The sequence below is a fragment of the Shewanella sp. DW31 genome, from assembly GCF_015767295.1.
GTDB classification, from domain to species: domain Bacteria; phylum Pseudomonadota; class Gammaproteobacteria; order Enterobacterales; family Shewanellaceae; genus Shewanella; species Shewanella oncorhynchi.
Map to the genome: position 1 here is coordinate 228048 of NZ_JADWMP020000003.1, position 19214 is coordinate 247261.

Here is a 19214-nt window from a genome sequence, read left to right on the forward strand (position 1 = left end):
CAACAACAGTCAAAACCAGCGTCTTGTCGCTGGTTTTTATTTTTATATCGTTTAAATCTTTAACTTATTGTTTTGCTTAGCTTGCACGCAAATACTCAGCTTGATGCTGTGAGTCTCTTTCTTATTCCACATAAAACTTCCGTCGAAGGTTTGTGTTACTGGCGCTCTCTTTCGTTTGAGTCATAACCAAACATAACAAGGATTATGTGGGCTGATGTCGATGATTTATTAAACGCCTTTCACAATTGTGTAAATTCAAATGATAATTATTGTCATTCGTAAATCATTCTTTATAATGACGGCCAATTCGTTTGAATACATTTGTAAACCCTTTGGTTTATGCCATTTTTATGCGCTCGCGCTGGGGACATTCTGTGAAGACTCGTTTTGCCTACTCATTAATCGCACTTGCACTCGCTCAACATCAGTCGGTATTCGCCGCTGAAACTGTACTCGATAAAGAGGCCCCACAGCAGACCTTGTCTACGAGCTCACCAGTCCCCAGTCCTGCATCGACTCAATCCGCAGCCGATGGGGAGATAAAACTCGCAGCACCTGAGCGTATTGCCGTCCATGGCCGCGCGATGCAAATGTACGTCGATAAAGAAACGACGGTTGGCACTAAGACGGCGATTAATGTGATGGAATTGCCGCAGTCGGTGCAAGTGCTGACCGAGCAGTTAATCGTTGACCAAGCCGCGCGCAATATTACCGATTTATACCGCTCTATTGCGGGCGTGAGTGAGTTCAGTTATTCGGGCGTGACCTTTCGTGGTTTCCGCGACGATGCCAACGTCTTTTATGATGGCGTAAGGGGCGATCCCTATTCGGGTTTTTCTGTGCCGCAACTCTTTAACGTGCAGCGGGTTGAAGTGTTAAAAGGTCCAGCATCCGCACTCTATGGCGGCGGTGAACCCGGCGGCATGATTAACTATGTCACTAAAAAACCGACGTTTGTTGAGAGTAAAGAGCTGACCTTAAGCACGGGCAGTGAGGACATGATGGGGGGCTCGCTGGATTTCACTGGCGGCTTAACCCAAAATCTTGCCTATCGTTTTGGCGCTTATTATCAGCAGGAAGATAGCTTTCGCAATAATGCCGATAGCCAAAATGCCGAAGTGGCCGGAGGGTTACTCTACGAAATCAATGATGATACTAAGCTCACCACCACCTTCGATATCATTAAGCAGGATTTAGGCGGTAACCGACTGCGCGGCGTTCCTGTCGATAATGACGGTAACTTCCTGGTTGCGCCATCCTATAATGCCAATGAGAAGAGTGACTTCCAGAAGATGGATGCACTGGTGCTGCAATCGATTCTCGATCATCAATTTACCGATAATTTCTCGGTCAAGACTCAGATCCGTTATCTGAATAATGATTCGACGCAGCAATATCATGAATCGAGAGGTTGGGCGACCTTAGATGCCAATAAAAAGCCCATTATGGGTGATGGCACCATTAAGCGTGAATACCGAGTTCAAGTACGGGCTAATGATGAAATCAGTTTAACCAATGATTTTGTCTATGCATTCGATGCTTTAGGTTTTGAACATGAATTCCTGTTCGGCGGCGACTATCACTATGTCGAAACCGAATATCAGTACAAATTGGCGACTGATAAAGATGGTGTTGGTAACCTGAATATTTTTGACCTTAACTATGGTGAAACCAACCCTAATAGTTACAACTTGAAGGATAAAAATACCGATGGTACCCGCGCTAACCGTTACGGCATTTATGTACAGGAACATCTGCACTTTAATGAACAGTGGTCATTGATTGCTGGTTTGCGTTTTAGCCAGTTTGATGATTATGATAAAAATACCGGGTTCTCTTTCAGCGATAACGCGATAACGCCAAGAGCAGGGCTTAATTATCGTCCAATCGATTCAATGTCCTTTTATTTGAATTACTCAGAGAGCTTCAATCCAGCATCTTTAACCAATCAAGCTGAAGATATTGGTGACGGTTTCCTCGATCCAGAAACGGGCAATCAAATTGAACTTGGGATGAAAAATGAATGGCTTGATGGCCAGTTTATGACCACGCTTGCTGTGTATCGTATTGAAAAACAAAATGTCGCCCAAGCTAACCCTTTAGATACTGGCGATGACGATGGTATTCCCGCTTTACTTAATTTGGGTGAAGTACACAGTCAAGGCCTTGAATGGACGCTGGTGGGGGATTTAACCGATAACCTGACCGTCACGGCAAACTATGCCTATAACGAGACCGAAGTGGTTAAAGGGGTAACGAACGACAGTTTAACCAATACGTTTGATAGTAAGCACTTTGCCAATGCGCCACGCCATCAAGCAGGGATATGGACCCGTTACGATATCAATGCACTCGATTCGGCGATTGCCTTTGGCATGGATTACGTGGGTGAACAGTTCAGCCTCGATGGCCAAACGGTGAAGCCCCATACGATTTTTGACATGAGCTGGACGACCCTGTGGGATCAAACTCAAGTTCGCTTAAATCTTAAAAATATCTTCGATAAAGAATATGCCGTCAGTGGTTTTAGCGAGCGTAATGGCCATTTCCCCGGTGAGCCGCGTAATATCACGCTTGAACTGAGTCATAAGTTTTAATGCATTGATGTAAAAATAGCTTGTTCGTTAAGGATGATGAGCAAGCTGGAGCGAATGGGTTAATCTTGCGCGAATAACCGCCGTAGCTCTCTGTCTGTATTCGTGCCTTGAGCATGGATTAACCTTGTGTGACTTATCATCTTAATAGTTTTTATCTATTAAGATGATAGTTTCTATCCGTTATCATTTCTGATTCAGCTTGTTTAGACTCGCCTTATATGAATTATTCGATAAGGTTTTCCTATGCACGCCGTCAGCCACTTAGCCTCCAAAGACCCTCAATCTAACGCTAGCCCACAGGTGGCCCTGATTGCAGAAGGTGGTGGTCAGCGCGGTATATTCACCGCAGGCGTGCTCGATGCTTGGCTTGATGGCGGATTCGATCCCTTTGATTTGTTTATCGGTACCTCAGCAGGCTCACAGAATCTCAGCAGTTTTTTGGCCCGCCAAAAGGGGTATGCCAAACGCTTAATCCGCGGTTTATCGCGCCATAAACGTTTCTATCGACTTGGTCGCGGGTTAGTCGGCGGCAATGTAGTCGATTTAGATTGGTATTTTGAGCAGACTCGACAAGGGATGTTTAAATTAGATCTTAACGCGGCGGCAGCCTCACTCGGTCATCGGCAGTTACTGATCACAACTACGAATGCCAGTGATCGCAAAGGTTATTTTTTAAGTCCAAGCAGTAAAAGCCAGTGGCGCGAATTGCTAAAAGCTTCTAGCGCATTACCATTTTTGTATAAACAAGGGGTGAAACTCACGCCTTGGCTGAGTGACCGCGCCTGTAATAGCGACAAGGCTTCTAATAACGGCGCGGCTAATCATAACGCTTCTGATAACAGCGCCTCTGATCATGGCACTGCATTAAGCGAAGGTATTGATAGTGATTTTTATCTCGACGGCGGTTTAGCAGCGCCTTTACCTGTGCGTGAGGCCTATCGTCGTGGTGCCCGCAAAATTGTGGTGATCCGTACTGTGAGCGAGGATTTTCAGGCGCAATCGGCTTGGGTTCACAAATTAAAATCTTGGATTTGTGTTTCTGGCTTTTGTCCGAAAACCATAGATTACTTAGTGCAGCACGAACAAGCCTATCAGGATGAATTGGATTTCATCGCTAATCCGCCAGAGGATGTGGAGATAGTGCAGATTTTTGCTGCTGAAAATTTGCAAAGTAAATTGCTGGGCAGTACCGATGCGGATTTACGCCATGATTATCATGCGGGGCTGAGTGCCGGAAAGCAGTTTTTAAGCTTAGATCCGATGGCGTTGACGCAGATGAATGTTCATTTTCAAACTCAAGTGCAAATCAACGACAAGACTCAAATTCATACTAACGCTCATACTCAGGCTCAAATCCAGCCATTCAGTGCGCTGTCGGCCTAGTTTGGTATTTTAGCTAAGTCACCATTTTGTACGTGAGTAAGCAATAAAAGTAAAAAGCATCAAAATACAAGCGCCACCCTAGGGTGGCGCTTGTGGTTGGCTGTATTAACCAGTTCATCAATCTAGCTCATTAACCTAATTTATGAACTTAGTCCTTCAACGTTAGGCTATTAATAACTTGAGGTGTGTACAGAGCGTACTGCTCGGCCTGATGGGTCGATAATGCCGCGTAAGCTTTCGTCCCAAGCCAATGCTTCTGGCGTTGAACAGGCGACGGATTTACCGCCTGGAACCGTTTCTGCAGCGCCGCTCAGTGGATAATGTTCCTCAAAGAAGCAGCGATAGAAATAAGCCTCTTTGGTTTCTGGCGTGTTGTATGGGAAACGGAATTTCGCGTTCGCCAATTGTAAATCATCCACACGCGCTGCAGCTTGTTCTTTCAAACCGTCAATCCAAGAGTAGCCAACGCCGTCACTGAATTGTTCCTTCTGACGCCACGCTACTTCTTTTGGCAATTTGTGCTCAAAGGCTTTACGCAGAATATGTTTCTCAATACGGCCATCCTTAGACATTTTCGCTTCAGGGTTGATGCGCATCGCCACATCCATAAACTCTTTATCGAGGAAGGGCACGCGAGCTTCTAATCCCCAAGCGGCCATGGCTTTGTTGGCTCGCAGACAATCGAACAGATGCAGCTTATCGAGTTTGCGGACTAACTCCTCGTGGAATGCCTGTGCGTTTGGCGCTTTATGGAAGTATAAATAGCCGCCAAATAGTTCGTCAGCACCTTCACCCGATAACACCATCTTAATGCCCATCGCTTTGATTTTACGCGCCATTAAATACATTGGCGTGGCAGCACGTATGGTGGTGACATCGTAGGTTTCTAAGTGATAAATCACTTCTTTAATCGCATCTAAGCCTTCTTGGAAGGTGAAATGGATCTCATGGTGAATCGTACCAATCGCTTCGGCGACCTTTTTGGCGGCGATTAAATCCGGCGCACCTTCAAGGCCGACGGCAAAGGAATGTAACTGTGGCCACCAAGCGTTGGTTTCGCCATCGTCTTCAATCCGGCGTTTAGCAAAGGTTTGCGTCACGGCGGAAATGATCGATGAATCTAAGCCGCCCGACAGCAACACACCATAGGGCACGTCTGACATTAATTGACGTTTGACCGCTGCTTCTAATGCGTCACGCAATTCTTCTTGGCTGGCTGGGTTATCTTTAACCGCATCATAGCTTTGCCAATCGCGAGTGTAGTATTTCACCGCGGCGGCATCGCTTGAGTACAAATATTGGCCCGGTAAGAATTCCTCTACCGTTTTACACACTGGCATCAAGGCTTTCATTTCGGAGGCAACATAGAAGTTACCCGCAGCGTCACGGCCTGTGTATAGCGGGATAATACCCATGTGATCGCGGCCGATAAGGTATCTGTCTTGGGCTTTGTCATATAACACAAAGGCGAAGATACCGTTTAATTTATCAAGAAATTCAGCGCCATATTCTTGATACAGCGCCAAGATTACTTCGCAGTCAGAGTTGGTTTGATAGCTGTACTTATCGCCTAGCTGGGCTTTCAATTCTTTGTGGTTATAGATTTCGCCGTTGACCGCGAGGATCAAACTGCCATCTTCGGTCAGCAGTGGCTGAGCACCGTGTTCAATGTCAACAATCGCTAAACGTTCGTGGGCAAGAATCGCCTTATCACTGGCATAAATACCTGACCAGTCAGGGCCACGGTGGCGCATGAGCTTAGACATTTCTAGCGCGACTTGGCGCAGTTCTTTGGCATCAGATTGGATATCTAAAATCGAAAAGATTGAACACATAGTACAACTCCCACACTGTCTGTCATTTGAGGATGTCTCAATTGAGGTTTAATGTGCCAGCAATTTAGGCATTTGCCAAACACTATTTTTGATGTTTTATCTGTTTATTGACGTTTTTGTTGATTTAGATGTTTATGTTTTATGATTTTATTTGAGAATAATTCATTTAATTTGCGTTATTTTTGATGATTTGTTTTTATTGTTTGATTTGGCACGGAGAGTTTTGGGGAATTCACAATGTGTTTTAAAAAAGTATCGATGATAGAAAAACCGCTAAAAAAGACCTTAAATAATGAGTTGTCCCGTTTAAGTGTTTTATTTTTAATCAATTAATGCGCTGAGTTTGACATTAACCAATGGCATAAGCCTATTCAGAATGGTGTGGCAGGATGGATATTTCGCGATAACGGCATTGTTTGTGAGCTGAAAACAAAAAAAGCACGTGAATGGTTCACGTGCTTGTAGGTCTTGTTTGGCGCTTTGGCTGGCGCAGGAGGCGCTTTATTCAGCTGGCGCTTTATTTCGCAGGTTCTACTAGCAGGCGTCAATAAGAGACGACTAACCCAGCTGTCTCCCGCAAGAAGCCACTGACTCAGGCTGTTATTTTGCGTCCGTTACCAGCGTTGTTTTGGCTGGGCGCAGGCTATTGAATTCTGTACCTTGATAGTATCCCGGCCAATCTTTACTGTTGCCCAATATGCGTGTGACTTGGTAGTAGATTTGCAAGTCTTGCAGCGCGCCGCTCAAATCCCAGTCTTCACGGTATTCATCGCAGACATTGTGATAACAGCCCTTCATCGTGGTTTGCATTTGAGTTTTATAAGCAGCCGTGGCCTCATCAACTGGGTCGCTACCGCCGCCGGCAAATACCGCTGGCACGCCTAGTTTGGCAAAGCTGAAATGATCTGAACGGAAGAAACCGCCCGAAGCGGGATTTTTCTCACCCATGGCGATGCGGTTTTGTTGTTTAGCCGCATCGATAAGATAAGTTTCTAACTCAGATTTACCTTTGCCGACGATGGTAAAGTCTTTGGTTTTGCCATAGATATTAGTGCTGTCGAGGTTTAACACTGCCACGGTTTTGTCGATAGGATAAAGTGGATTAGCGGCGTAATAGCGTGAACCGAGTAAGCCCTGTTCTTCACCTGTGGTGGCAATAAAGGTGACCGAGCGCGCTAAACCATGGCCTTGTTTGGCATTGTCGGCTAATTGTCTGGCGATTTCGAGAATGCCAGCAGTGCCTGAGGCATTATCCATGGCGCCGTTATAAATCTGATCGCCTTCTTTCCTCTCGTCTTTACCTATGTGATCCCAATGGGCGGTGTAGAGGATTTGCTCGTCGGCTTGTGTGCTGCCGGGGAGTGTGGCGACCACATTGTAGCTATTCGCGTATTCGGCTTTATTTTTAAAGGCGATGTTGGCCGTTTGTTCAAGGGGTAAATTGATTGAGCTGTCGGCGGCGCGCGCCATTAAATTAGGCAGTGATAAACCGGCTTTATCGAACAGTTGCGTAGCCGCGTCCAATGTAAGCCAGCCTTCGACTTGGATACGGCTATCTTGTTCTGCTTTACTGAGGACCAGATCTTGCTGTGGTCCAGTCCAACTATTTTCTATCACGGACCAAGGGTAAGAGGCGGGCTCGGTATCATGGATAATCAGTGCGCCGAGTGCGCCTTGACGACTGGCCTCTTCAAATTTGTAGCTCCAACGGCCGTAATAGGTCATAGCTTTGCCGTTGAATTTACCCGAGTCAGGGCGAGCAAAGCCGGGATCGTTCACTAAGATCACCGCGATTTTGCCTTTCATGTGGAGATCTTGGTAATCATTCCAACCATATTCAGGGGCATTCACCCCATAGCCGACGAAGATTAATGGTGCGTTTTCAATACTAATACCACCGTTATCGTGGCGACTGCTGAGCACTAGATCTTTTCGGTATTTAAAGGGTAATCCTGCCAGCGTGACTTGCTGCGCTTCATCTGCTGTATAGCTCACCATAGGCACAGGTTGTAAAAAGCTGCCTTGGTACGCGCCCTTGAGTCCCATCTCTGCAAAGGCTTTGGTCAAATAATCCAAGGTGAGTTTTTCACCGTGAGTGGTGGGCGCGCGGCCTTCAAATTCATCGGATGACAGGGCTTTAATATCATTTCTAAAGCGCGCTTCATTAAACTGCACTGGTTTGAGTTCAGCCAAAGTGCTGTTGCCATCAGGCTCTGATACATTTGGACTACAGGCACTGAGCATGGCCAACGCACAGAGGGGATACAGACGTCGCATAGGTTAATCCTACTGTTGTTTTAATTAAGGTATTTTAGATTTATGTTAATCAATCAGAAGCGAGACTTATCATGAAGCAAGCCGCTGTGAGCCACAAGGCTGAGCGGCAGGTGAATGTGTTACTTAATGTTGCTTTATCCTATGCAATACGCCTTTGGGCGAGGCGTGTTGCATAGGTAATGTTTAAACGACTGGCAAGGATGAGTTGCTAGACGTAAGGATTAGACATCTGTTTAAACAACGTCGATATCGCCAGCGCAGGCAAACACATGGTTCGGGCGGAAGGGCTCTTTGTCGATATCTTCAAGCTTACTCACACCACTGGTGACCAGAATGGTCTCAAGCCCAGCTTGGAAGCCCGCCAAAATATCGGTACGCATATTGTCGCCAATGATGACAGTGTCTTCCGAGTGTCCATCAATATGATTAAGCGCTGAGCGAATAATCCAAGCACTCGGTTTGCCCACGTAGAAAGGTTTTTTACCGGTAATACGTTCGATGGGTGAGCAGAGTGCGCCACAAGCAGGGCTGTAGGCTGGACCATGAGTATCGGGATTGGTGGCAATAAAGCGCGCGCCGCGTGCGATGAAGCCTGCGGCTTTATGGATCATCTCCCAGTTGTATGAGCGGGTTTCACCGACAATCACAAAATCGGGATTAATATCGGTGGATATTGACACCCGACTTGAAGGCTTAACCCTTACTATAACAAGAATACGCAGATGTGTTTAGTAAGGGCTTAAATCTGTGAAAAGCTAAAGTTTAGCGGGATCTATTGGATAACCAGCATCACGTAGTTCTCTCAATAATTCCATTTCCCAGTTACTACTTGATATGTAAACGACACCGTCAATATCGCCGGGCTTTTCTACATGACCCTCAACTATTGCAGCTACATTTGGTCTACCAATAAGCCCCATCAAGTAACCGTGTTCAAAAATGACGTTTTGACGTGCTCTTGGTTGTAGCTCATTTTGTGCCGCTTTACTCTTTGTTTCACCCATGTCATCAGGAGTATATAGGACAACACCGTAACCAACGTCTTTAGCTAAACGTTCGAGTTTTTGGATGATGGTATCACCACTACTAGCTTTAAGATGTAAAATAATCGGCTCAAATCCATGCTTACTAAGAAATGCATCTGTGCGGTATTTTGCTACTTCATCATGCCCATGCACGATTAACACTTTTTTGGATTTAGCTTCAGGTATAGTTTTCACGTCTTGAACTTCCTTGTTGCTTGGGGTGAAATCATATTCATCATTTTTGATATCGAGGATTAACGAATCTAAATATGAATATGTTTTCTCTCCATCAGTTATCCAGAAATAGTCAGCATCGCTTTCGTTTCGGTGTAATAAAACAGAATAAACCACGAACAAAGCATTAAAGTGTTTAACTTCTCGAGGCATATTCTCTTCAAGAAAAGCCGTAGTAACATGTTTCCATTTTACAAATCTGCGTGCACCGTAGTTAGCACCTCGATCATTAAACGATGTATAAACGTCGCTTAGTAGTCGTTCTTTAAGTCTCTCTAATCCATCAATGATTTCTTGCTTTTCCATCCATGCCTCACAAAACAATGTTATTAGAAGCATTCTATCGCGTTATGTAGATATGGCAAGAAGTAGGGGAGGTAACTAGCTGTTTTAAAATGAGGTTTGTGATGTAGTGCGAGAGGTATTACTATAAGTGCAGATTGTATTAGACCACTGTAATGGTAAAGCCTGCTTTGTAGAGTTCGTGGGTGAGGGCGCCTTCGCCAATGACATAGGCCTTACTGCCTTCTTGGTGTTTTAAAAAGTCGGCGGTGGCCATGGCAGAGGTGTAAAAGCATTCTTCAGGAATATCAATACCGGCGGCACTTAAACGGTTTTGCAGATCCTTACCCGTTTGTACGGGATAGTTAGTCAATATCACTAACGGATTGCCTTGCTCTAAAATGCGCTGGATAAATTTGTCGCTGCCGGGGATCAGTTTATTGTCGTGCAGTAGTACACCATCGATATCGCAGATAATATTTTTCATCTAATAGTCTCTTGTCATGCCGATCAAAAATCACTTTTTCGTTAAGTTATCTAATGCCACATTGCCTCAGAAAACAATGCTTTTGTTGAAAATAGTTAAAAAAATAGAGACCCGGAGGTCTCTATTTTTTTGATTGGTACAACTTACTGTCAAGTGGAACTAATCGGGCGCGTAACCGCTTGGACCGATAAGGTTGCCATCGAGATAGGCTTGGCCATTTTGCATGTTAAGACGTTGCTGACTAAACCATTTCACCACGAGCGGATAAATAGCATGTTCTTGCTCATGCACGCGGGCGGCGAGCATATCAGCCGTATCGTCTTCATAAACAGGCACTTTGGCCTGTAATATCACTGGGCCCGCATCCAGCTCTGGCGTGACAAAATGCACGCTGGCACCATGTTCGCTATCGTTCGCGTCTATGGCACGTTGATGGGTGTTTAAGCCAGTGTATTTCGGTAGCAGCGAAGGATGAATATTGATCATGCGACCTAGGTAATGATTCACGAAATCATCGGTTAAGATCCGCATAAATCCCGCCAACACGATTAAATCGGGCTGATACTTTTCAATCACTGTCATTAAACGTGCATCGTATTCAGAGCGAGATTCACCTTGGTGAGCTATCACGCAGCTGGTATCAATTTCGCCATGATGGGCGCGCACTAGGCCATAGGCATCGGGTTTATTACTGATGACTCCGACAACTTCGGCCTGCAGATTATCATCGCAACCGTCGATAACCGCTTGCAGGTTACTGCCATTTCCGGAAATTAATACAACTACACGACAGCTCTGGGGCATTACAGGATCTCCACTTGCTCTTCATTGCCTTCACGATGTGCGATAGCACCGATAAGCCATGCTTGTTCGCCTTCTGCAGCCAGTAATGCAAGTGCTGCATCCACTTTATCGGCTGGCAGCGCGACTAACATGCCGACGCCACAGTTGAAGGTGCGATACATTTCGTATTCTGCAATGTTGCCATTTTCCATTAACCAACTGAAAACAGCGGGCCATTGCCATGAATCGCCTTGGATAACCGCTTTTAAATTATCTGGCAGTACGCGTGGGATGTTTTCCCAGAAGCCGCCGCCAGTAATGTGCGCCATCGCATGGACATCAGATGCTTCAATCAGTTTGAGCAATGATTTTACGTAAATTTTGGTTGGCTCAAGTAGATGTTCAATCAGCGGTTTGCCGTTGAGATCTTGTTGAGGGTCTGCTTGGCTCACTTCTAATACTTTACGTACTAAAGAGTAACCATTTGAATGAGGGCCGCTTGAGGCTAATGCAATAAGCGCATCACCCGCTGCCACTTTGCTACCGTCAATAATGTCGGCTTTTTCAACTACACCCACGCAAAAACCCGCTAGGTCGTAATCTTCACCTTCATACATGCCTGGCATTTCAGCGGTTTCACCGCCAATTAACGCACAACCAGATTGGAAACAACCTTCGCCGATGCCGTTGACGACGGACGTTGCCGTTTCAACATCGAGCTTGCCTGTTGCGTAGTAATCGAGGAAAAACAGTGGCTCAGCGCCTTGAACGATCAGATCGTTCACACACATGGCGACTAAGTCTATGCCGACAGTGTCATGTTTTTTATAGTCGATAGCTAAACGTAATTTAGTCCCAACACCATCGGTGCCAGACACTAAAACCGGTTGTTTGTATTTAGTGGGGATTTCACACAGGGCGCCAAAACCACCTAAGTTGCCCATAACTTCTGGACGACGGGTACGTTTAACGGCTGCTTTAATGTTACTTACCAGTGCATTACCTGCATCAATATCAACGCCGGCATCTTTATAGCTCAGTGGGGTAGGTGTGCTCACGGAGGGATCCTCTCGGGTACATCGTTATTGGATTTTATGCGGCGGTATTCTACCAGCTTGTGCTAGGGGTCGAAAGTCATGATTTGGATTTATGCCCCTCGGCGGAGTTTTTTTGGTCTGAATGCGAGATATTCTATTTTTAGAGGTCTTGAGTTTGGTCACAAAATAGTAAATCACAGTAGGTATCTTAGACGATTGGGGATTATTCTTGCGAGATAGCTCACGATTAGACCGAATGGCAAAACTTTCTGTTTTACCTAGTAAACAAATCAACTAGAATCTGAAAAATTTGCCTAAAATAATACGCCGAAAAATAAGCAGGAGAGAAAAATGAAAGTTGTCGAGGTTAAACATCCTTTAGTGCGTCACAAAATCGGTTTAATGCGCGAAGGTGACATTAGCACTAAACGTTTCCGTGAACTAGCCGCCGAAGTGGGTAGTTTATTAACCTATGAAGCTACCGCAGATTTCGAAACTGAAACGGTGACGATTGAAGGCTGGAACGGTCCGGTTGAAGTCGATCAAATCAAAGGTAAAAAAGTCACTGTCGTGCCAATTTTACGTGCGGGTTTGGGCATGATGGACGGCGTACTCGAGCACATTCCAAGTGCGCGTATCTCAGTTGTCGGTATTTACCGTGACGAAGAGACTCTTGAGCCTGTGCCTTATTTTGAGAAGCTGGCCAGCGACATGAACGAGCGTATCGCCTTAGTTGTCGACCCTATGTTGGCGACAGGTGGTTCTATGATTGCGACCGTTGATTTATTGAAAAAGCGCGGTTGTACTTCAATAAAGGCCTTAGTGCTAGTGGCTGCGCCTGAAGGCATTAAAGCCTTAGAAGCGGCGCATCCGGATATCGAATTATATACTGCCGCTATCGATAGATGCTTAAACGAGAAAGGTTATATCCTGCCAGGTCTTGGTGATGCGGGCGATAAAATCTTTGGTACTAAATAGACAAAGTTGCTAAATAATTAGAGTTGCTGATGCTCAATTGAGCGGATGTGGTCAGTAAGGGAGCCTAGGCTCCCTTTTTGTTTTTGTTCAACACAATAATAACAACTTTATCTTAAGCTGCTAAAGTTTAGGACAAGGTAAATAATAATTATCTATTGAAGTTGTTTTTATTGGCTTATTTTGCAATTTTATTGATCGCACTTTACGTTTTGTGCAAGGTACATTGTCGGTAGAACAGGGATTAAGAGGAATTATGGGAAATTCGGCTCTCAACTGGTTATTATTGCGTCGATCATTTGAATTTGCGACCCTCTTGTTTGTCGTACTCCTACTTATTCTATTACCGTTTAAAATCGATAGAGAGCATAAATCCTTTGTGTCTTTTGTAAAAAACGAGCAACTTACACCGAGTTATATTGAACTGCTTGGTAAAAGCTTATCTCTGCACGATATTATTGATTTCAATAAATCCTCTTTAGCGCTTTTTCAGCTTGACCCTTCTAGATTAATGCTGCCGCAAGGGGGAGTGCTTTCCGCAGAAGAAGAGCAAGTATTACGCTATTTTGATTATCTCTATTCCAGTAAAACCAGTAAAAAGACCAATGTCGAAGATATATTCCTGTATGTGGGACTTTATCGCAGTGATGCCATGTATTTTGCCTCCCCAATTCCTGAGGACGTAAAAGCGCGGCTGATTAAAGACCGTACTTCAACGAATGAGTTTTGTCAGAGTCTGCACTATTGCGCGAAAGACGCGACCCCAGAGTCCTTAGCCGATGGAATCGTATTATCCATTCCTTATCAAGATGAAGTCAGTGGAAAAGTCATTTTATCGATGGCATCACCGATTTCATCATCTAATGATCCTAATCATTTCATCGGTGATGTTATTGCCGACACGGCTCTAATGACGTCGGTTTTTATGCGTAATAAACATGTTGAATTGCAGAAAACGGATTATGGTACTGAGTTGGTGATCACGACAGATAGCCTTTGGGCTGAACTGACGCCGGAGTTCTTGTTTTATTCGATGACAAATCATTTAGATAACATGACTTCACTGACATATAAAATCAGTATATTTCGTTTCATTGTGTGGAATTTGCCCCTGTGGTTTTTGTTATCTATCGTGATCTTCTTCGTTCAAATTAATATCAATCGTTTTAGGAAACTTCGTACTGAGCGTCAACGGTTTAGTGAAGCGATGTTATTGGATGCTTTTACTCGAACCTATAATAAGAAAGTCTATGAGACCACACTGTTTGATGTCGCAACTAAGGGGCATTACGCGGTGATTTGCGTGGACGGCGACAAAATCAAAACCATTAATGATACCTATGGGCATAAACTCGGGGATATGGCGATCATGCAAATTGTTGATGCGATGCGCAGTGTATTTCGAGAAAATGATTTGTTAATCAGAACCGGCGGTGATGAGTTTGTCGTCATCTTGGCTAATTGTACTTTTGAACGGGCCTTATTGTTGGCTGAACATTTACGTCAGGCGGTCGCAGAGCGGCAGTTTTTAAATGTGCTGACAGTCTCCTGCGGTGTGGCTGATTCGCAAGATTATGCTTCCTTTGAGGCAGTGCTACAAGCTGCGGATAAAGCGTTATATGAAGATAAAAAGAATAAGCAAGGGAATCGCAAGCTTGACCCGACACCTTAATTATCACGTTCATTATTACGTGAGTTATCGAGTGAATCAGTGAGTTAACCAGCTGCCCGCAATAAAGTGAATACCCGAGATAAAAAACAGCGCGGAGAATGCCGCGCTGTTGTTACTTTCTAATACGGTAATGTAAACATCTGCGATAGCACTTACAACACCATGGCTGCAATCCAACCAAACACTAATAGTGGAATATTGTAGTGGATAAATGTTGGTATCACGCTGTCACGAATGTGATCGTGTTGACCATCGGCATTCAAACCTGCAGTGGGACCTAAGGTGGAATCTGATGCTGGCGAGCCCGCATCACCCAGCGCGGCGGCAGTGCCAACTAACGCGATTGTGGCCGCTACTGAAAAACCAAAACTTAATGCCAATGGTACATATATCGTCGCGATAATTGGAATGGTGGAGAAAGACGACCCAATTCCCATAGTGATCAGTAGACCAACCAGTAACATCAAGAAGGCTGCGAGGGCTTTATTATCCCCAATGATGTCGCTAAGCGAGGCCACAAGCGTACCCACTTCACCGGTTTCTTTCACTACAGCGGCAAAGCCAGCTGCTGAAATCATGATAAAGCCGATATTGGCCATCATTCGCACACCTTGGTTGAAGATATCTTGGTCGGCGACATGCTTCAAGGCACCCGAAAAACTGAAAATCATGAAGCCGACTAAGGCACCAAAAATCATAGAGTCAGTTTCAAGTTGTACGACGAGAGTGGCTAATATCGCCAGTGCAGCAATGATGATATTGCGTTTGTTGAGATTTTCTTCAGGTTCAGCGACCAACACTTTTGCCTCGTCGTAAGTCCGAGGCTTACGGTAACTGATGAATACTGCAGTGAGTAACCCTACGACCATACCCGCGGCAGGGATTAACATGGCTGGCGGAATTTGCTCGCGAGCAGCGGCTAAGCCATTGCTGGTTAAATTGGAAAGCAGAATATCATTTAAGAAAATGCCACCAAACCCAATCGGTAAAATCATATAGGTGGTGACTAGGCCGAAGGTGAGAACACAAGCCACAAGGCGACGGTCGATGTTCAGTTTGGTCATCACATGTAAGAGTGGTGGCACTAAAATCGGAATGAAGGCGATATGGATCGGTAAAATATTCTGTGAAGCCATCGACATGACGAGTAGCGATAACAGCAGTAACCATCGTACCCAGTTAGTGTTAGTGGGATTAGGATCTTGTCCAAGGCTACTAATGATGCTTCTAGAAATCAGCGTCGTTAAGCCTGAATGCGATAGTGCGACAGCGAAGGCGCCTAATAATGCATAACTGAGCGCAATTTGTGCGCCGCCACCTAAGCCTGTATTAAAGGCATCTATAGTTTGGTGCAGATCCATTCCGCCTACTAATCCCGCCACGAGGGCGCTCACGGTCAGGGCGACAACCACATTCACCCTAGCTAAACTGAGTGCTAACATTAAGCACACTGCAATTACGACTGCATTCATTATCAATTTTCTTAATTCTTTAAGCCAAAGGAGCTATTTTCGACTGCAAAGGCAGTGGATGTCCAGTTTGCCGAGGCGTTATCGGAAAAATATCTGAAAATGTGATCATGCTGGTTTTTGTCTGTTAGCTGAATGTGGATTGCTCCGCACACAGGATACACAGATTGCTCTATCCTTAGTCAGGTAAAATGGAAATACCCTTGAAAAATGTGATATTGGTCTTAAATAGGTTGTAAGGCACAGCACACGACTTATAATGCCTAAGGATTTGATTGGTAAGAACACCTTTTAATCAGTAAGGATTTAACTTGACCTAGGTTGAGAACATACTGGCTAGAAGGCATCTTGCCTTACACTTAGTTCAACTCATAGATGGAGATATAAAATGAGCGTATTAGTAGGCCGTCAGGCTCCTGATTTTACTGCTGCAGCTGTATTAGGTTCTGGCGAAATCGTTGATAGCTTTAACTTGACTGCAGCCATCAAAGGCAAACCAGCCGTCGTATTCTTCTATCCACTTGACTTCACTTTCGTTTGCCCATCAGAGTTGATCGCTTTTGATCACCGTATGGAAGAGTTCACTAAGCGTGGCGTAGAAGTGATTGGTGTGTCTATCGATTCTCAGTTTACCCACAATGCATGGCGTAACACCCCAGTTGAAAAAGGCGGTATTGGCCAAGTTAAATATACGCTAGTGGCTGATGTTAAACATGAAATCTGTAAAGCATACGATGTTGAGCATCCAGAAGCGGGTGTGGCTTTCCGTGGTTCATTCTTGATCGACAAAGAAGGCATGGTTCGTCACCAAGTCGTTAACGATCTACCATTAGGCCGTAACGTTGATGAAATGCTACGTATGATCGATGCACTGCAATTCCATGAAGAGCACGGTGATGTTTGTCCTGCTGGCTGGGAAAAAGGCGATAAAGGTATGAATGCAAGCACTGAAGGTGTTGCTGCTTACCTGTCTGAAAATGCAAGCTCACTGTAATTAGTACTTTTCTAATCACAGTCGCCTGTTAAATGAAAAAAGCTGCCAATGGCAGCTTTTTTGTTTTTTCATTGCTGAAGATCTCGTGTTAACTGTTCAATTTATTCCACAGTACCGCTTTCTGCATCCTGCGCATCCACAGCCAGTAATGGCCAGCCACCTAATGATTTCCAACGATTCACGATATGACAAAAAAGCTCCGCGGTACGTTCGGTATCATATAGCGCCGAATGGGCTTCTTTATTATCGAAGGGAATACCCGCCATAATGCATGCCTTGGCAAGTACGGTATGACCAATGGCGAGTCCGGCGAGCGTTGCTGTGTCAAAGGTGGCAAAAGGATGAAACGGCGAGCGTTTTAAGTCGCAACGTTCTATCGCCTTACTCACAAAACCATGATCGAATGCCGCATTGTGCGCCACTATGATACTGCGATGACAGTCGGAGGCTTTTTGGGCTTTCTTCACGGCTTTAAAGATTTCCAAAAAGGCTTCTTTCTCGCTCACCGCCCCCCGTAACGGATTCGTGGGATCAATACCGTTGAATGCTAACGCTTCGGGTTCTAAATTTGCGCCTTCAAAGGGCTCAATGTGGAAGTGTAGGGTTTTATCGATTCCTATCACACCTTCATTGTCCATTTTTAGTAGGGTGACGGCAATTTCTAGCAACGCATCGGTTTGAGAGTTGAAGCCCGCAGTTTCGACATCAATGACTACGGGAAAGTAGCCTCGAAATCGGTATTTCAATTTGTTCGCGTCGCAAATGTCACTCATAAAGTACTCAAGAAAATTCACAGGGCGCTATTATGCTAAATGTGTTGGGGTGTGTCATGCTTGATTGGTGGTTTTATGAGCTAAAGGAACTAAATAGTTTGCCGATAAAGCCATGTAACCGATTAAACATGAGTAAAGGCTATGTGGCGAAAACTGATATTAGTATCAATTTTATGCGTTCCAGCAACTGCAATGGCAGAGTTGCGCCATTATGTCGCCTCTTTAAGTGATTCCCAGTGGCGAGTGAGTGAAAATACTCCCATCGTCTGTCGCCTTGAGCATGATATTCCTTCTTACGGTAAAGCAATTTTTACCAGTGAAGCGGGTAAACAGCAGAATATGACTTTTACCTTAGATATGTGGGTAAAACCTGATCAAGTGACGCAGGCTAAATTAATTAGCCGCGCGCCGCAGTGGCGTCCTGGTGTGGTATCGAAAGAGATCACGTCATTACATTATCAAAAGTACTTTAACGGGGAAGTGCCTAAGCGTGCAGCTTGGTCTATGTTGGCAGAGTTGAGTCGCGGTATGGAACCAACGTTTTACTATGCTGATTGGTATAACGAGTCGAATAAGATAGCTGTGGGTTTGTCTTCAGCTAATTTTGGCCGTAAATATACTGAGTTTAAAGCTTGTCTAGCGCATTTATTGCCCTATAGCTTTGAAGATATCGCTTTTACTGTATTAAATTACGATGAAGGCGGGACCGATTTAACTCGTTTCTCCCAGCAACAACTGTCTCGGGTGCAAGAATATTTAGCCTATGATCCCTTGGTAGAGTTAGTGCTGGTGGATGCATATACCGACAGCTATGGTGGCCGTTCAGTAAACCAGAAAGTGTCGGATACACGAGCTGCGTCGGTAAAAGAGTTCTTTGTTGCCAGTGGTATTCCTCAAGATCGTATTGTCACATTCGGGCATGGTGAGCGTCGTCATGTGGCTTCCAATGATGATATGGATGAAAGGGCGCGTAACCGTCGTGTTGTTATACGGATCAGTAAACCTTTTTAGTGTTTGTTTTACCTAGGTTTTAAGTGTTTTCCAATGCCAAGTTTATGACTTGGCATTGTCGTTTTTAAAAGAAGGAGAGTTCAGGCAGTATGCCACTTTAATCGAATGATTCGCTCAATTTGCGAGTATGGGTAAAAATAATGAGATTTTTTAATTTGTAGTGATGACATATCCACCTCAACAAGTACTGCAGAAAGCGAGAGTGGGATAAGTACGAGTAATATCGATGATGTATAAAACTTGGCCGTTGCAATAATCAGGATTGTGTTTGAAATGCTAAAAAAAAGCCCGCTTAAACTAAGCGGGCCGCAAAAATAATGCATTTGCAATCAACAAATTGAAGGAAGGAAGTCAAGCATAAGAACCAGAAAAGAAACTGA

General features: G+C 44.7%; 13 protein-coding genes and 2 pseudogenes. 6 read left to right on the top strand and 9 right to left on the bottom strand.

Annotated features, from left to right (window positions below):
* Positions 1–350 precede the first annotated feature (350 nt).
* Complete coding sequence (locus GWI56_RS04550) at positions 351–2597, top strand: TonB-dependent receptor (RefSeq protein ID WP_198572265.1); 2247 nt, start codon at positions 351–353, stop codon at positions 2595–2597.
* A gap of 243 nt (positions 2598–2840) precedes the next feature.
* Complete coding sequence (locus tag GWI56_RS04555) at positions 2841–3980, top strand: patatin family protein (RefSeq protein ID WP_198572251.1); 1140 nt, start codon at positions 2841–2843, stop codon at positions 3978–3980.
* A gap of 170 nt (positions 3981–4150) precedes the next feature.
* Here the strand turns inward: GWI56_RS04555 and asnB are convergent, their stop codons facing one another.
* The 7 genes and pseudogenes from asnB to purM all read right to left on the bottom strand — a co-directional run bounded on the left by asnB (position 4151) and on the right by purM (position 11961).
* Positions 4151–5815, bottom strand: coding sequence for an asparagine synthase B (gene asnB, locus GWI56_RS04560; protein ID WP_198572252.1), 1665 nt, complete (start codon positions 5813–5815; stop codon positions 4151–4153).
* A 600-nt stretch (positions 5816–6415) separates the two neighbouring features.
* Positions 6416–8092 carry a M28 family metallopeptidase gene (locus GWI56_RS04565; protein ID WP_198572253.1) on the bottom strand — a complete coding sequence of 559 codons (1677 nt, stop codon included), beginning with the start codon at positions 8090–8092 and terminating at the stop codon, positions 6416–6418.
* 233 nt (positions 8093–8325) lie between these two features.
* Positions 8326–8760 (bottom strand): annotated as a pseudogene (locus GWI56_RS04570) (HAD hydrolase-like protein); the annotation flags it as partial.
* An 87-nt stretch (positions 8761–8847) separates the two neighbouring features.
* Positions 8848–9657, bottom strand: a complete 810-nt coding sequence (locus GWI56_RS04575) for a nucleotide-binding protein (protein WP_198572254.1) — start codon at positions 9655–9657, stop codon at positions 8848–8850.
* A 148-nt stretch (positions 9658–9805) separates the two neighbouring features.
* Positions 9806–10120: pseudogene (locus tag GWI56_RS04580) on the bottom strand (UMP phosphatase); the annotation flags it as partial.
* Positions 10121–10279: 159 nt separating this feature from the next.
* On the bottom strand, positions 10280–10924 hold the full coding sequence (gene purN / locus GWI56_RS04585; protein ID WP_028760357.1) for a phosphoribosylglycinamide formyltransferase: 645 nt from the start codon (positions 10922–10924) through the stop codon (positions 10280–10282).
* Positions 10924–11961, bottom strand: a complete 1038-nt coding sequence (gene purM / locus GWI56_RS04590) for a phosphoribosylformylglycinamidine cyclo-ligase (RefSeq protein WP_113938786.1) — start codon at positions 11959–11961, stop codon at positions 10924–10926. The genes purN and purM overlap by 1 nt, the downstream gene beginning before the upstream one ends.
* 330 nt (positions 11962–12291) lie before the next feature.
* On the opposite strand from purM, the gene upp reads away from it, so the two are divergent.
* Positions 12292–12918, top strand: a complete 627-nt coding sequence (gene upp, locus GWI56_RS04595) for a uracil phosphoribosyltransferase (RefSeq protein ID WP_011789711.1) — start codon at positions 12292–12294, stop codon at positions 12916–12918.
* 253 nt (positions 12919–13171) lie between these two features.
* The gene (locus GWI56_RS04600; RefSeq protein WP_198572255.1) at positions 13172–14587 is read left to right on the top strand and encodes a GGDEF domain-containing protein; all 1416 of its coding nucleotides are present in this window, start codon (positions 13172–13174) and stop codon (positions 14585–14587) included.
* 152 nt (positions 14588–14739) lie between these two features.
* Here the strand turns inward: GWI56_RS04600 and GWI56_RS04605 are convergent, their stop codons facing one another.
* Positions 14740–16059: a Na+/H+ antiporter family protein gene (locus GWI56_RS04605; RefSeq protein ID WP_198572256.1), complete on the bottom strand. Its 1320-nt coding sequence runs from the start codon at positions 16057–16059 to the stop codon at positions 14740–14742.
* A gap of 385 nt (positions 16060–16444) precedes the next feature.
* On the opposite strand from GWI56_RS04605, the gene GWI56_RS04610 reads away from it, so the two are divergent.
* On the top strand, positions 16445–17050 hold the full coding sequence (locus GWI56_RS04610) for a peroxiredoxin C (protein ID WP_006081247.1): 606 nt from the start codon (positions 16445–16447) through the stop codon (positions 17048–17050).
* Between the two features lie 101 nt (positions 17051–17151).
* Here GWI56_RS04610 and rnt read toward each other — a convergent pair whose 3' ends face one another.
* On the bottom strand, positions 17152–17823 hold the full coding sequence (gene rnt, locus GWI56_RS04615) for a ribonuclease T (protein ID WP_105252848.1): 672 nt from the start codon (positions 17821–17823) through the stop codon (positions 17152–17154).
* 141 nt (positions 17824–17964) lie between these two features.
* Between rnt and motY the strand changes: the two genes are divergently transcribed.
* A complete protein-coding gene (gene motY / locus GWI56_RS04620; RefSeq protein WP_028760352.1) occupies positions 17965–18834 on the top strand; it encodes a flagellar protein MotY in 870 nt (289 codons plus the stop codon).
* Positions 18835–19214: the final 380 nt, after the last annotated feature.

What these genes read in the sequence shown, in the direction of transcription:
- GWI56_RS04550 (WP_198572265.1), top strand. Translation starts at nt 351, where the DNA reads ATGCGCTCGCGCTGGGGACATTCTGTGAAGACTCGTTTTGCCTACTCA.
- GWI56_RS04555 (WP_198572251.1), top strand. Translation starts at nt 2,841, where the DNA reads ATGCACGCCGTCAGCCACTTAGCCTCCAAAGACCCTCAATCTAACGCT.
- asnB (WP_198572252.1), bottom strand. Translation starts at nt 5,815, where the DNA reads ATGTGTTCAATCTTTTCGATTTTAGATATCCAATCTGATGCCAAAGAA.
- GWI56_RS04565 (WP_198572253.1), bottom strand. Translation starts at nt 8,092, where the DNA reads ATGCGACGTCTGTATCCCCTCTGTGCGTTGGCCATGCTCAGTGCCTGT.
- GWI56_RS04575 (WP_198572254.1), bottom strand. Translation starts at nt 9,657, where the DNA reads ATGGAAAAGCAAGAAATCATTGATGGATTAGAGAGACTTAAAGAACGA.
- purN (WP_028760357.1), bottom strand. Translation starts at nt 10,924, where the DNA reads ATGCCCCAGAGCTGTCGTGTAGTTGTATTAATTTCCGGAAATGGCAGT.
- upp (WP_011789711.1), top strand. Translation starts at nt 12,292, where the DNA reads ATGAAAGTTGTCGAGGTTAAACATCCTTTAGTGCGTCACAAAATCGGT.
- GWI56_RS04600 (WP_198572255.1), top strand. Translation starts at nt 13,172, where the DNA reads ATGGGAAATTCGGCTCTCAACTGGTTATTATTGCGTCGATCATTTGAA.
- GWI56_RS04605 (WP_198572256.1), bottom strand. Translation starts at nt 16,059, where the DNA reads ATGAATGCAGTCGTAATTGCAGTGTGCTTAATGTTAGCACTCAGTTTA.
- GWI56_RS04610 (WP_006081247.1), top strand. Translation starts at nt 16,445, where the DNA reads ATGAGCGTATTAGTAGGCCGTCAGGCTCCTGATTTTACTGCTGCAGCT.
- rnt (WP_105252848.1), bottom strand. Translation starts at nt 17,823, where the DNA reads ATGAGTGACATTTGCGACGCGAACAAATTGAAATACCGATTTCGAGGC.
- motY (WP_028760352.1), top strand. Translation starts at nt 17,965, where the DNA reads ATGTGGCGAAAACTGATATTAGTATCAATTTTATGCGTTCCAGCAACT.